General features: G+C 71.6%; 11 protein-coding genes. 5 read left to right on the top strand and 6 right to left on the bottom strand.

Annotation, left to right across the window (positions count from 1 at the left end; genetic code table 11):
• The first annotated feature begins 45 nt into the window (after positions 1-45).
• Positions 46-1,779: a helicase gene (locus tag QQZ14_RS24125; RefSeq protein WP_284536984.1), complete on the top strand. Its 1,734-nt coding sequence runs from the start codon at positions 46-48 to the stop codon at positions 1,777-1,779.
• Between the two features lie 61 nt (positions 1,780-1,840).
• Positions 1,841-2,233 (top strand): DUF2510 domain-containing protein, encoded by a 393-nt coding sequence (locus tag QQZ14_RS24120; RefSeq protein WP_284536983.1) that lies wholly within the window; start codon positions 1,841-1,843, stop codon positions 2,231-2,233.
• A 157-nt stretch (positions 2,234-2,390) separates the two neighbouring features.
• On the opposite strand, the gene QQZ14_RS24115 is transcribed toward QQZ14_RS24120, so the two are convergent.
• The 4 genes from QQZ14_RS24115 to QQZ14_RS24100 are packed head-to-tail and all read right to left on the bottom strand — an operon-like array spanning position 2,391 to position 6,340.
• Positions 2,391-3,215 (bottom strand): ABC transporter permease, encoded by an 825-nt coding sequence (locus tag QQZ14_RS24115; protein WP_284536982.1) that lies wholly within the window; start codon positions 3,213-3,215, stop codon positions 2,391-2,393.
• Positions 3,215-4,063, bottom strand: a complete 849-nt coding sequence (locus tag QQZ14_RS24110) for an ABC transporter permease (protein WP_284536981.1) — start codon at positions 4,061-4,063, stop codon at positions 3,215-3,217. Before QQZ14_RS24110 ends, QQZ14_RS24115 begins: the two co-directional genes overlap by 1 nt.
• Before the next feature lie 4 nt (positions 4,064-4,067).
• Positions 4,068-5,285 (bottom strand): ABC transporter substrate-binding protein, encoded by a 1,218-nt coding sequence (locus QQZ14_RS24105; RefSeq protein WP_284536980.1) that lies wholly within the window; start codon positions 5,283-5,285, stop codon positions 4,068-4,070.
• The gene (locus tag QQZ14_RS24100) at positions 5,282-6,340 is read right to left on the bottom strand and encodes an ABC transporter ATP-binding protein (protein ID WP_284536979.1); all 1,059 of its coding nucleotides are present in this window, start codon (positions 6,338-6,340) and stop codon (positions 5,282-5,284) included. Before QQZ14_RS24100 ends, QQZ14_RS24105 begins: the two co-directional genes overlap by 4 nt.
• A gap of 155 nt (positions 6,341-6,495) precedes the next feature.
• Between QQZ14_RS24100 and QQZ14_RS24095 the strand changes: the two genes are divergently transcribed.
• The 3 genes from QQZ14_RS24095 (at position 6,496) to QQZ14_RS24085 (ending at position 11,551) form a co-directional block, all read left to right on the top strand.
• The gene (locus QQZ14_RS24095; RefSeq protein WP_284536978.1) at positions 6,496-7,866 is read left to right on the top strand and encodes a polysaccharide deacetylase family protein; all 1,371 of its coding nucleotides are present in this window, start codon (positions 6,496-6,498) and stop codon (positions 7,864-7,866) included.
• A gap of 41 nt (positions 7,867-7,907) precedes the next feature.
• Entirely contained in the window at positions 7,908-8,159 is a 252-nt protein-coding gene (locus QQZ14_RS24090) for a GlsB/YeaQ/YmgE family stress response membrane protein (protein WP_284536977.1), read from the top strand.
• A 203-nt stretch (positions 8,160-8,362) separates the two neighbouring features.
• Positions 8,363-11,551, top strand: a complete 3,189-nt coding sequence (locus QQZ14_RS24085; protein ID WP_284536976.1) for a S8 family serine peptidase — start codon at positions 8,363-8,365, stop codon at positions 11,549-11,551.
• A gap of 69 nt (positions 11,552-11,620) precedes the next feature.
• Here QQZ14_RS24085 and QQZ14_RS24080 read toward each other — a convergent pair whose 3' ends face one another.
• Both QQZ14_RS24080 and QQZ14_RS24075 read right to left on the bottom strand, forming a co-directional pair.
• On the bottom strand, positions 11,621-12,919 hold the full coding sequence (locus tag QQZ14_RS24080; protein ID WP_284536975.1) for a multidrug effflux MFS transporter: 1,299 nt from the start codon (positions 12,917-12,919) through the stop codon (positions 11,621-11,623).
• Positions 12,920-13,026: 107 nt separating this feature from the next.
• Positions 13,027-14,247 carry a saccharopine dehydrogenase family protein gene (locus tag QQZ14_RS24075; RefSeq protein WP_284536974.1) on the bottom strand — a complete coding sequence of 407 codons (1,221 nt, stop codon included), beginning with the start codon at positions 14,245-14,247 and terminating at the stop codon, positions 13,027-13,029.
• Positions 14,248-14,308: the final 61 nt, after the last annotated feature.

Raw genomic sequence — 14,308 nt, 5'->3', positions numbered from 1 at the left:
GCGAGCCGCACCCGTGGAGGACGAGCCCGGCGATAGCGTCGTGCGATGCCCGGTCGACGCCCCTCCAGCACTCGTCGACGCAACGCGTCGCCGCGCCGCAAGGGGACGCGGCAGGCGCAGCGGCCCTTGCCGGCTGCCGGGCCGGGCGAGCGGCTGTGGGTGCTCGACGTCCCGTACGGGACCCAGGTCGACGGTGCCAGCTGGCACCCCGCGGTCAAGACCCACCTGTACGTCGGGCGCGCCCTGCCCGCGCACCTCGCGCCGTACGCTCCGGGACCGCACACGCTCGGCCGGTTCATCGAGAACACGCTCAACCCCGACAGCCCGACCCGCTCCCCCGAGCCGACCGACGACCTCGAGCCCCGACGCATCCAGTTCGAGGCGGCCGACGCGATCGCGGCGCGCGCCGCGGCGGGCGGGCGGCAGTTCCTGCTGGCCGACGAGCCCGGCGTGGGCAAGACGATCTCTGCGGTGCTCGGCGCGATCGCGGTGGGCGACCTGCGCGGCGCGCAGCGGGTGCTGGTCGTGGCCGACCGGCCGGCCGCGATCACCATCGGCCACTGGTGCCGCACGATCACGGCCCTGGGCGACGGGGGCCTGGAGTGGGTCGTGATCACCTGGGACCGCCTCGAGAAGGTCAAGGACCACACGTGGGACGTGATCATCGCGGACGAGGCCCATGCGCTGCGGCGTACGACGACGAAGCGGTGGAAGCACTGGGCGCGGATCTCGGGCCATGCCAAGCCGCACGACCAGGCGCCGTTCGTCATCGCGACGACCGCGACGCCCGGACACACCCCCCTCGAGCTGCCGTACCTCGCTCCCGCCTATGCACAGGTGCTCGGCGAGCCGATGCGGGAGTGGACCTCGGCGACGCAGCCCGGGGGCACGTTCGCCGCCGCGCTCGAACGCCACGGCGTCGTGGTGGAGCACGGCCGGTACGGCGCGACCTGGACCACCGATCCGGGGCAGCGCGCCGCGGACCTCAAGCTGGTGCGCGGCTGGCTGGCCGACGAGCGTCCCCCGGCGATGCTGCACCGCGCCGCACCGTGGGGGCCGGTGCCGATCTCCGGCATGCCGGTGACGCTCACGCCCGCGGAGCGGGCAGCCTACGAGAGCGAGTGGGGCGAGTTCTGTCGGGAGATGGACCTCGCGCGACGCGGCCGCAACAACGCCTTGGGGCGGGCCGCGCTGCTGCGCTTCCGGCAGAAGGCCGGGCTGATCCGGGTCGACTCGACGGTCGACTGGATCACCCAGCAGGTCGAGTCCGAGCGACAGGTGGCGTGCTCGGTCGAGTTCGTCGCGACCGCGGCCGACCCCATCGCCGACCGGCTGCGTGACGCAGGGCTGGAGGTGGCCACGATCTACGGCCGCGACCGATTCGACGTCGAGGCCGAGCGGCTCCGGTTCCAGACCGGGCAGGCGAAGGTCTGCGTCTTCACCACGGTCGCCTCGATCAGCCTGCACGCCGGCGAGACCCTCGCCGACGGCCGCCAGGCGAGCACCGAGCCGCGGGTCGGCGTCTTCCACCAGGCCCGCTTCTCCGGCATCGCCGGACGACAGGTGACCGGCCGCACCCACCGCGACCACCAGGTCTCGCCGTGGCACATCGTGTACGCCGAGGGCACGGTCGAGGAGCAGGTCGGCCGGGTCATGGTGGAGCGGATCGCCGCAGCCTCCGACACGGTCGGCAGCGACACCGCCGGCCTCGCCGACCTCGCCGAGCTCCTCGGAGCCGACTGGCTGCCGCCCACGACCCTGACCGAGAGCGGCACCTGAGCGGGCGGCTCGAGCAGCCTTAGCCTGACCGAGCACACGATCGCGGACAGAGGGGATGCACATGTCGAACACTCCAGCCGGCTGGTACGACGATGGTTCGGGATCGGGCAGGAAGCGCTGGTGGGACGGTGAAGTCTGGACCGACCGGTTCGAGGGCCCGGCCGACGGCGGTGGCATCGCTGGACTTGCCAACCGGATCCAGGAGAGCTCTGTCGCTGGCGCCCAGCCTCGGCCCGCTGCGCAGGGCGCGAGCTACGTGGTGCTCCAGGTCATCCTCAAGGAGAAGCTGTGGGGCACCGGCTCGGGCAACCTCACCGAGCTGGAAGGCGTCCTGAACCGTCAGGCCTCCCTCGGGTACCGGCTCCACACGATCACCACTGCAGCGTCCGGGAGCAAGGGCCTCGGCGGCGGCGACCGGATCCAGGCGACGATGGTGTTCGAGAAGGTCGTGTAGGCGCGCGTCGTCTCGTCGCGGGCCGGGCCCTCAACGCACCACCGGACTCAGGAGGCGCTGAGCGGCACCTTGCGGGCCCACCGGACCTCGCCGTCGGGGTTGATCTGGACTGCCGTGCCCACGGTCCGTCCCAGGAGATCTGGCCCGTGATCCGGGGCTACCTGGCGCCGGTCAGCCCCTCCGCGGTCGAGCCGGAGAGCCGCTGGGCGAGGTAGATCGGTACGGCGGACGCGACCACCAGCACCGCCGCGACCACGTTGACGACCGGCGCCTGGTTGGGCCGGAAGAGGTTCTGGAAGATCCAGATCGGCAGCGTCTGGTCGTGGCTGCTCGCGGTGAACGTGGTCACGACGATCTCGTCGAACGACAGCCCGAAGGACAGCAGGGCGCCCGCGAGCAGCGCGGAGCGCAGCATCGGGAACGTGACCAGCCTAAACGTCGTCCAGCGCCCTGCGCCGAGGTCCATCGACGCCTGCTCGAGGCTGCCGCCGAGCCGCTGGAACCGGGCCTGCACGTTGTTGAACACCGTGACGATGCAGAACGTCGCGTGCGCGATGACGATCGTCCACAGGCTCAGCTGGATCCCCAGGATCGTGCGGAAGCCGTTCTGGAACGCGAGGCCCGTGACGATGCCCGGCAACGCGATCGGCAGGATGATCAGCAGCGAGACCACGTTGCGCCCGAAGAAGCGGGTACGCCGCAGCCCCATCGCCGCGAGCGTGCCCAGCACCAGTGCGATCGCGGTCGCGGCGAGCGCGACCTGGATGCTCGTCCACAGCGCGTCGCGGGCGCCCTGGCTGTGCCAGGCCAGCTTCCACCAGCGCAGGGTCAGCGACTCCGGCGGCCAGCCGAACGTGTTGTCGGCGTTGAACGAGTTGACCAGCACCAGCGCCAGCGGCACGTAGATCACCACCAGCACGACCAGCGTCGTGGCGGCGAGCGAGCGGCGCAGCCCGGCCGAGAGGATCATCCGCTGCGACATCAGAGGTTCTCCAATGCGCCGGTACGGCGGGCCGCCGCGAGGTAGCCGAGCATCACGACGATCGGCACGGTCGCCACCGCGGCGGCGAACGGCAGGTTGTTGGCCGTGCTCGAGTTGTCGTAGACGACGTTGCCGAGCAGCTGCCCGGTGCCGCCGACGATCTTCACCGCGATGTAGTCGCCCATCGACAACGAGAACGTGAAGATCGACCCGGCCACGATGGCCGGGAACGCCATCGGCACCACCACGCGCCGGATCGTCGTCCACGCGCCGCCGCCGAGGTCGGCCGAGGCCTCGAACAACGAGTCGGGCACGCGCTCCAGGCCGGCGTACACCGGCAGGATCATGTACGGCAGCCACAGGTAGGCCAGCGTGATCGTCGTGGCGACCAGCCCGTAGCCCGGCGTCCCGAGCCCGAACGGCGACGCGATCCACGCGATCGGGCCGTCGGCGGAGAGCATGCCGCGCCACGCGTAGGCCTTGACCAGGTACGACGCCCACAGCGGCATCAGCACCGCGATCACCAACAGCCGCTGGAGCCTGGGCGAGGCGACCTTGGCCATGTACAGCGCGATCGGGAACGCCAGCACCACGTCGACGACCGTGACCAGGGCCGCGATGGCGATCGTGCGCACGGTGATCGTCCGGTAGACCTCGACCGTGAACAGGGTCCGGAAGTTCTCCAGCGTCCAGGCCCGCTGGATGGTGCCGGTGAAGTCGTCCTGGGTCCACAGCGAGGTGATGAGCAGGGCCGCCAACGCCCCCAGGTAGGCGACTCCCAGCCACAGCATCGGTGGCGTGAGGAGGACGCCCACCCGGAGGCCCGGGCGACGTTCGAGCAGGCTCAACAGATCAGCCCTTGATCTCGGTCCAGGCCGTCGTCCAGTCGCCGTAGTCGGTGCACTCGGTATCGGTCCGGCCGTCCAGACACTGGGAGATCGGCGTCGTCCAGTACCAGATCTGGTCGGCGTAGTCGGCGTCGGTCGCGTGGTAGGTCTCGCAGAAGGACGCGTCCGACGTCAGGCCGCAGGCCTTGGTGTTCGCAGGCGCCTCACCGAAGTACTCCGCGACCGCGGCCTGGGCCTTCGGGCTGGTGATGTAGTCCATCCACGCGTAGCCGCAGTTCGGGTTCGGCGCCTTCGCGCCGATCATCCAGGTGTCCGACCAGCCGGTCGAGCCCTCCTCCGGCAGGACCGCGTCGACCGAGTCGCCGATCGTGGAGGCGATGACCTGCCAGGTGGTGCCGATGACCGAGTCGCCGCTCTTGAAGGCCGCGACCTCCTTGAGGTAGTCCGACCAGTACTCCGACACGTTCGCCTTCTGCTTCTTCAGCAGGTCGACGGCCGCCGCGAGCTGGTCCTTGTCGAGGGCGTACGGGTTCTCGATCCCGACGTCCGGCTGGGTCTTCATCAGGTACAGCGCCGCGTCTGCGATGTAGATCGGCGAGTCGTACGCCGTCACCTTGCCCGCGTACTTCGAGGCGTCGTCGAAGACCGCGCCCCAGCTCGTCGGCGCGGGCTTGACCACGTCCTTGGTGTACATCAGCAGGTTAGCGCCCCAGCCGTGCGGGACGCCGTACATCTGGCCGTCGACGGAGTTCCAGTCCCGGTCCTTGAGGAAGTCCTCGATGTCGCCGTAGTTGGTCAGCAGGTCGGTGTTGACCGGCGCCGCGTCCCCGGACGCGATCAGCCGCAGCGACGCGTCGCCCGAGGCCGAGACCACGTCGTACTCGCCGGACTTCATCAGCTGGATCGCCTCGTCGGACGTCGCGAAGTACTTCACGTTCGCCTGGCAGCCGGTCTCCTTCTCGAACGGCGTCACCCAGTCGACCGACTTGTCCGTGGACCCGTCCTCGGCGTATCCCGGCCAGGCCAGGATGTTGACCTGTCCCTCCATGTCACCCAGCTTGTCCAGCATCGGCACGTCGGGGGCGGTGAACCCGCCCTGCTCCTCGCCGGCCTTGGGGCCGCCGTCGCCGTCACCCGAGCTCGTGCCGCAGGCGGTGGCGGCGAGGGCGAGCGCGCCGGCGCACGCGATCGCGGCCAGCCGCTTGGTGGGGATCCGTCTCATGCTGTCTCCTCCTCAGGGGACGCCGCTGGGTCGGGGGAACCCAGGGACACCAGGTGGTCGCGCCGCCACGTCACGACGACGCGCTGGTCGCGCCGCTCGAGGGCGGCGTCGATCGAGGTGTCGGTGTTCTGGTGCGACACCGTCACGGTGGGGCCGGCGTCGAGCTCGACGACCGACGTCGTGGAGGCGCCGAGGTAGACGACCTCCCGCACGACCCCCGGCGCCGACAGCCGGCCCGACTCGGTCGGGGCCTCGGAGACCAGCTGCAGCTTCTCGGGGCGGATCACGAAGCTGCCCTCGACACCCAGCAGGTCGCGCGCGGCCTCGCCCTGCAGGAGGTTGGAGCTGCCGACGAATCCCGCGACGAACGCGCTCGCGGGGCGGTCGTAGAGCTCCACCGGCGTCGCGAGCTGCTCGATGCGCCCCTCGTTGAAGACCGCGATGCGGTCGCTCATCGTGAGCGCCTCCTCCTGGTCGTGGGTCACGAACACGAACGTGATGCCGACCTCGCGCTGGATCTCCTTCAGCTCGATCTGCATCTCGCGGCGCAGCTGGAGGTCGAGGGCGCCCAGGGGCTCGTCGAGCAGCAGCACCTGGGGCCGGTTGACCAGGGCCCGGGCCAGCGCGACGCGCTGCCGCTGGCCGCCGGAGAGCTGGTGCGGCCGCCGGTCGGCGTAGCCCTCGAGCCGGACGGTCGCGAGCGCCTCCTCGGCGCGGCGGCGGCGCTCGGCCTTGCCGACCTTCTTGACCCGCAGCCCGTACTCGACGTTCTGCCGCACGCTCATGTGCGGGAAGATCGCGTAGTCCTGGAAGACCGTGTTGACGTCGCGGGCGAACGGCGGGCGGCGGGTCACGTCCTCCTCGCCGAGCAGGATCCGGCCCGCCGTCGGCTCCTCGAAGCCGGCGATCAGCCGCAGCACCGTGGTCTTGCCCGACCCCGACGGACCGAGCATCGAGAAGAACTCGCCGTCGGCGATGTCCAGGTCGAGATCGTCCACGGCACGCACGTCTCCGAAGTGCTTGCTGAGCCCGCGCACGGAGATCGCCGTCGACATAGGCGGCAAGGTAGCGGTAGTCGACGGCGCATATCCATCGTCTGGGACGACGAAGACGACGATTTAGCACGCCGTTACCCACTTGTGACTTCGGTTTACGTCGGACGACAACCCATCGCGCCTGCCTGGCGTCTCACCGGCAGGAGGTGGTCGAGGTGCGACGACGCACCACGCTGGTCAGCGTGCTCGCGGGGGCCCTGTCGGCGGCGCTGGTCCTCAGCGGCGCGCCGCAGGCGGCCGGCGCACCCGGACGCGACCACCCGGTGCGGCCCTGCTCGCGGGGCCTGGTCGCCCTCACCTTCGACGACGGCCCCTCCGCGACCGTCACGCCCCGGATGGTGCGGCTGCTGCGCCGTCGCGGCGTGCCCGCCACGTTCTTCATGGTCGGCAGCCGGGTCGCCGCGCATCCCGAGCTGGCGCGGCTGGTCGCCGGCGCCGGCCTCGCGATCGGCAACCACACCTGGGAGCACACCAACCTCACGGAGCAGTCCGGCAGCCAGATCCGGCACGCCCTCCAGCGGACCCGGCACGCGCTCGTCGAGGCGGGCGCCCCGGCCCCGACGCTCGTGCGCCCGCCGTACGGCGCCATCGACGACCGGGTCCGCGGGGTGCTCGACGCGGCGGGCTACACCCCGGCGGTCTGGACCATCGACTCCCGCGACTGGGCCGGCGGCACGCCCCGCGAGATCGCCGACCGCGTGCTCGCCGCAGTGCACCCGCACCGGACCAACGTGGTGCTCCAGCACGACGGCGTCACCCGCTCCCCGGTCACGCTGCGCGCGCTGCCGCGCGAGATCAGGACGCTGCGCGAACGGGGCTACTGCTTCGCCGACCTCGGCCCCGACGGGCAGCCGACCCCACCGGTGCCGGTCGCCACGGTCACCGCTGCCCGGGACCGGGTCGCCGAGGGTGGTCGGGTGCGGCTCACCGCGCACCTCGACCGGCCGACCACCCGCGCCACGACCGTGCGCACCACCGCGGGGACCGTGTCCATCCCCGCGGGAGAGCAGACGGCGCGACTGTGGCTGCGGATCCCCCAGGACCGCGCCGATGAGGTCCTGGAGGAGGTCACGACCAAGGTGTACGGCGGACGCGGCGTCCAGCCCGCGATGGTCGCCCAGGCGCTGGTCCGGGTCGTCGACGACGACCCCCCGCCGGTGGTCCGGCTGACGTCGCTCGAGCTGACCGCCTCGCCGCTGCTGACCACGACCGCGCAGGTGGGCGTGCGGCTCGACCGCCCCTCCGACCGTCCGGTGCGGGTCGTGGCGCGCGCCCCTCTCGGCCGGCTCGTGACGGTCGTGCCCGCCGGCGACGAGAGTGCGACGCTGACCGTGACCGTGCCGCCCGGGGCGCCGCGCGACGGCGACCGCCGGTTGCCCCTTCGGCTGGTGCGGGTCGTGCACGGCACCGCCGGACCGGACGCGACGCTGACCGTTCGGGCGCCCGAGCAGACCGCCGCCGAGGCCCGGCGCGCGGCCGTCGAGACGATCCGCTGGCCGGCGCCCGCCGTACCTCCCTTGTTCTAGGCCGGCGGTTGCCGGTCCGGGCCGGTGGGTACCGTCGAGGCATGATCGGATTCCTCGTAGCTGGCCTCATCATCGGAGCCCTCGCCCGGCTCATCAAGCCGGGACGGCAGAATCTCGGCATCCTGGCCACGCTCGGGCTCGGGCTGGTCGGCTCGCTCATCGGCGGCCTCATCGCCCAGTTCTTCGGCACCGGCAGCATCTGGGAACTCAACATCCTAGGCTTCGTGCTGGCAGTCATCGCCGCCGTGCTGCTGATCGGCGTCGCCGAGTCGGTGGCCGGCAAGCGCGACTGAGCCCGGTCCCAGGGCTGAGCCCACGAACCCACCTCGCCTCTCCGCACGTCGGAGCCCGCGGGGTCACGCACCCCAACCCGCCCGTCCGCGCAATCGCCCGATAGGGCAATTGCGCGGCGACGACCGGGGGGCCAGGGTGAGGCAGCCGCGCACCAGGTCACCACCATCTCGGGCGACCCGCGGCCTCAGGGAGGGCTCATACCTTGACTGGTAACACTCGACGGGGCCTGGCCGGCCTCGCTGCGGCGACCATGGTCGCCGCAGGTCTCGCGATCGCGACGGCTCCGGCCGACGCGGCCCCCTCCGGCTCCGGATCGGGGCTGGACAAGCACGACCGGGAGCTGCTCGCGCAGGCGCGCGCCGACGGCGACTCAGCGGTGACCCTGCTGATCGCCGCCCGGCCCGGTGCGAACCGGAGCGTCGTCCAGGGCATCACCGCGCTGGGCGGCACCGTCCAGAAGCGCGACGACGACGTCAGCTACCTCCGCGTCAGCGTCCCCACCAAGAGCGCCGAGCAGGCCGCCCGGGTCTCCGGGGTGCAGGCCGCCGACGTCGACGAGGTCATCGCACTCGACGACCCGGTGCCCGACGGCGCGCAGCCCGTCGCGCCCCAGACCCCGCCGGGTGCGGACACCCCGCAGGACAACCCCTACATGCCGATCGCCGACACCGGCGCCGTCGACTTCATGAAGGCCCACCCCGAGTGGGACGGGCGCGGCACCACGATCGCGATCGTCGACTCGGGCGTCGACCTGAGCCACCCGGCGCTGCGCACGACCACGACCGGTGAGCGCAAGATCGTCGACTGGGTGACCGCCACCGACCCGTTCACCGACGGCGACCCGACCTGGGTCAAGATGACCGACCAGGTCAGCGGAGCCACGTTCACCTACCAGGGCACGGCGTACACCGCCCCGGCCGCCGGCTCCTACCGCATCGGGCTGTTCGACGAGCGTGACCCGAACCTCGGCGGCGAGGTCGGCAACGACGTGAACCGGGACGGCAACCCGGCCGGCAGCAGCGGCGTCTTCGGCGTCCTCTGGAACACCTCGAGCAACGACGTGTGGGTCGACACCGACCAGGACCGGTCCTTCGCCGACGAGAAGGCGATGACCGACTACGCGAAGCGCTACGACGTCGGCACGTTCGGCCAGGACGACCCGGCCACCGACGTCCGCGAGGCCATGCCGTTCGTCGTGCAGACCGACGGCAAGGACAAGGTCGTCAACATCGGCATCGTCTCGGGCGCCCACGGCTCCCACGTCGCCGGCATCACTGCGGCCAACGGCATGTTCGGCGGTGCGATGACCGGCGCCGCGCCTGGCGCCAAGATCAAGTCCGTCCGGGTCTGCCTGTTCGTGGCCGGCTGCACCGCCCACGCCCTGATCGAGGGCATGACCTTCATCGCCAAGCAGGGCAACGTCGACGTGATCAACATGTCGATCGGCGGCCTGCCGGCCCTCAACGACGGCAACAACACGCGCGCGGTGCTCTACGACCGGCTCATCGAGCAGTACAAGGTGCAGATGTTCATCTCGGCCGGCAACAGCGGCTCGGGCCTGAACACCGTCGGCGACCCGTCGGTGGCGACCAACGTGATGAGCGTCGGCTCCTACATCACCGACAAGACCTGGCGCAGCAACTACGGGTCGGACTCGGCGTACGCCGACAACATCCACGGCTACTCCTCGCGCGGTCCCCGGGAGGACGGCGGCTTCAAGCCGCAGATCCTCGCCCCGGGATCGGCGATCTCCACCGTGCCGACCTGGCAGGAGGGCGGACCGGTCGGGGGCACCTACCCCCTGCCCGCCGGCTACGCCATGTTCAACGGCACCTCGATGGCCTCGCCCCAGGCGGCCGGCGCCGCGGCGCTGCTCGTCTCGGCGGCGAAGCAGGCCGGGGTCCAGTACCAGCCGGCGCAGCTGCGCCAGGCGATCAACTCCTCGTCGCGGTTCCTGCCGCGGTACGGCGCCTACGAGCAGGGCAACGGCCTGATGAACGTGCCCGCCGCGTGGGACGTGCTCGAGCGCACCGTCAAGCCGGTGGCGATCACCGCCACCGTGCCGGTCAACACGGTCCTGTCCGGATACCTGGCCAAGCCGGGCGTCGGCACGGGCATCTTCGACCGGGAGGGCGTCAAGGCCGGTGACACCTACACCCGCACCTACACCCTCACCCGCACCTCCGGCGGATCCAAGTCGATCAGCTACCAGGTCGGCTGGGTCGGCAACGACGGCACGTTCTCCTCGCCGGGCACGGTCGCGCTGCCGCTGAACAAGCCGGTGAGCCTGCCGGTCGAGGTCGAGGCCGGATCGGCCGGGATCCACTCGGCGATCCTCAACCTCGACGACCCCGCGACCCCGGGCATCGACGCCCAGACGCTCAACACCGTGGTCGCCGCGGAGCAGTTCACCGCGGGCAACAACTACACGGTCACGAAGAGCGGGACGATCGGCCGCAACCAGACCCGGTCGTACTTCTTCAAGGTCCCGGCCGGCACCCCGGCGTTCAAGGTGGACTTCAGCGGCCCGGACGGCACCCCCGGCACCGGCCAGGCCCGGTTCCTGCGGTTCCACCCGTACGGCGTGGGCGTCGACAACAACGCCACCACGAACTGCTACGCACCGCCGGTGGCGGGCTGCGCCGGTGGCACGCCGTACAGCCGCACCGCCAGCAACCCGCAGGCGGGCGTCTGGGAGGTCAGCGTCGAGGGCCGCCGCACGTCCGACATCGCGGAGGTGCCCTTCACGCTGACCGCCTCGATCCTCGGCGCCAAGGTCTCCCCCAACCCCGACACCATCGAGTCGGCGACGGCGGGCACCCCGGTCGAGCGCAGCTACGACATCACCAACCTGTTCGGCGCCTTCACCGGCCGGGCGGTCGGGACGACGCTGGGCTCGGCGAGGATCGACAAGCCGACGATCGCCAATCTCGCCCAGCAGGTGACGACCGTCCAGGTGAGCCCGGGCTCGACGAGCCTGCGGGCCACGATCGGCGGCACCTCGGACCTCGGGGCGGACCTCGACCTGTACGTCCTGCGTGACGGCCAGATCGTGGGACAGTCGGCGGACGGCGACTCCGAGGAGTCGGTGACGATCCCGAACCCGGCGGCCGGGGAGTACACCGTCCTGGTCGACGGCTACTCGGTCCCCGCGGGCTCCACGACGTACGACTACGTCGACGTCTTCGTCAACTCGGCGTTCGGCGCGGTCAGCCTCACCGACGCGAACGCGTCGCGGCCCGCCGGCAGCACGTGGACCGTGGCCGGCACGGTCACGGCCCGCCAGGCGCCGAGCGACGGTCGGGTCCTGGTCGGCAACGTCCAGGTCCGCACCGACGGCAACGTGCTCGTCGGCAGCGGTGACGTCGTGGTCCGCAACGTCACTCCGTAGCACCCGCTCCACCCGAGCACGTCCGGGCCCGCCGCCTCTCCCCCGGAGGCTGCGGGCCCGGTCGTCCTGCTAGCCGGCTGCAGGTAGCGCGACCGGCTCGGGGTCGGAGAGGTCGATGGCGTGCAGCACCCGCAGCCGCACCCCGAGCACGAGCACGGTGGCTGCGAGGCCGATGCTGCCGGCCATCACGGCGGCCATCGCGTGGCTGTCGTTGCCGAGCATGCCGACGACCGGGGCGGCGAGCGCGCCGAGCCCGAAGTTCAGCGAGCCGAACAGCGCGGCCGCCGTACCGGCCGACTCGCCGTGCAGCGAGAGCCCGAGCGCCGAGGCGTTCGGGCCGCTCTGCCCGATCGCCCCGAGCAGGACGAACAGCGGCACCAGCAGGCCGAGCACCCCACCCGCGCCGGTGACGGCGACGACCAGGAGCGCCAGGGACGCCACCACCGCGGTGGAGAGCGAGGCGACCAGGATCCGGGCCGGCTCGAACCACGTCAGCAGCACCACGTTGACCTGGCTGGCGCCGATGTTCGCGACCGAGTTGACCGCGAAGATCAGGCTGAACGTGTGCTCGCTGAGGCCGTACTGGTCCTGCATCACGAACGACGAGCCGGCGACGTACGCGAACAGCGCCGAGGCGTTCAGGCCCGACACGAGGACGAGGCAGACGAACGTGCGGTCGGTGAGCAGGCCGGCGTAGGTGCGCAGGGTGGCGGGCACCCCGCCAGTACGCCGGCGGGCGGGCGGCAGCGTCTCGGGCAGCGCGATCGCGGCCATCACGGTGACCGCCAGGCCGAGCACCGCGAGCGCGGCGAAGACGCCCCGCCAGTCGGTCCAGCGCAGCACCTCCCCGCCGACCGTGGGCGCAAGCACCGGCGAGGCGCCGATGACCAGCACCAGCCGCGAGATCATCCGCGCCGCCCGGACTCCGCTGAACAGGTCCCGGACCACCGCGATCGCGACGACCGACGCGGCGGCGGCCCCGAGCCCCTCCAGCACCCGCAGCGCACCGAGCACCCCGACGTTGGGGGCGACCGCACACAGCAAGGAGGCGACGACGTGGACCGTCGTGCCGGCGAGCAGCGGCCGGCGCCGGCCGAAGGTGTCCGAGAGCGGCCCGAGCACCAGCTGCCCGAGGCCGAGCCCCGCGAGGGTGCCGGTGAGTGTCAGCTGGACGGCGGTCGACGTGGTCTGCAGCTCGTCGGTGATCGTCGGCAGCGCGGGCAGGTACATGTCGATCGTGAACGGCCCCAGCGCGACCAGCACGCCGAGCATCAGCACCAATCGGAGCGACTCGCGCGGCGGTGCGGGACGGACGACGCCGGGGGTCGCCGAGGCCCCGGTCCCGCACCCGTCTGCGGTCGTCCTCATCGAACCGGGCCCCTGTGCTCGTCAGCTGTGCCGAGACCGGGCACGTCGCCCGTCTGTCGCGGTAAAGAATGCCAGCAACGAGTCCTCCCGGACGAAGCGGGTCCGGATCAGAGCTCCTGGATCCCCCACGGGCTGCCGTACTCGGTCAGCAGGTCGAGGAACGGCACCGCGTCGAAGGCCTCCGGGCCGAGCACGCCGGCGCCCGCCCAGGTGCCGCGGGCGAGCAGCTCGAGCGCGACGACCGGGTTGACCGCGGTCTGCCAGACCACGCACTGGTGGCCGTACTCGCGCATCGTCCACTCGTTGTCGACGACGTGGTAGAGGTACGTCGAGCGTGGCGCGCCGTCCTTGCCCGCGCCCGTGACCCACAGGCCGGCGCAGGTCTTGCCCTTCATCCGCGGTCCCACGGTGGCCGGGTCGGGCAGCACCGCCGCGACCACGTCGCGCGGGCTGACCTCGCTGAACCCATCCTTGGCCTTCACCCGGACCTTCTCGGTGCGGTCGAGGCCGAGAGTGTGCAGGACCTTGAGGATGTTGATGAACTCGTCGCCGAGGCCGTACTTGAACGTCGCGCGCCTGCAGTCGATCCAGCGCGGCATGAGGAGCACCTCCTCGTGCTCGACGTTCACGCACTCGACCGGCCCGATGCCCTCGGGGAAGTCGAAGACCTCCGGCTCGGAGAACGGCGCGGTCGTGTGCCACTGCCCGTCCTGCCAGACCACGGGCGGGTTGAGGCACTCCTCGATCGTGGTCCACATCGAGAACGACGGCGCGAAGATCTCGTTGCCGTCGTCGTCGGTGACCACGAGGTTGGCGCCGTCGCGGGTGCCGAGCTCGTCTACACGGGAGAAGAGGTGGTCGGCGGCGTACCGCGCGAACACGTCGGAGAGCCCGGGCTCGACGCCGATCCCGACCAGCGCGAGCCGGCCGGCGATCTCCCACTCGGACGCGACGGCGAACTGCTCGTCGCCGAGCTTCACCCCGGTCTTCTCGTACGGCGCCTCGGGGTGTGGCCGCGACAGCGACATCGCCATGTCGAGGTAGTCGGCGCCGGCCTCGAACGCCCCGTCGAAGATCGGCATGTCGAACACCGGGTCGACCGCGTTCATCACGTGGGTGATGCGGTGCTCGCGGCACAGCCCCGCGACGGCGGCCATCGAGGACGCGTCGACCTGCGCCGCGACGTACCGCTCGTCGGTCGCCGCGGCCCGCTCGGCCTTCGCGAGGTCGTAGTCGGCGACCACGATCGTCTCGAAGAAGTCGCGCCGCGCGGCGATCGCGGCGAACGCGGCACCAACTCCCCCGGCTCCGACCAGCAGGATCCTCATGAAGAACTCTTTCTAGGCGTCGTCAAACGTGGTGCATGGCAAGGCGGAGGAGCGAAGGCGG

Origin of the sequence: Nocardioides sp. T2.26MG-1 (assembly GCF_950101795.1) — a bacterium.
In the GTDB taxonomy this organism is placed as follows: domain Bacteria; phylum Actinomycetota; class Actinomycetes; order Propionibacteriales; family Nocardioidaceae; genus Nocardioides.
Note: the sequence above shows the minus strand (reverse complement) of the source record. Positions and strands in the feature narration are given on the sequence as shown.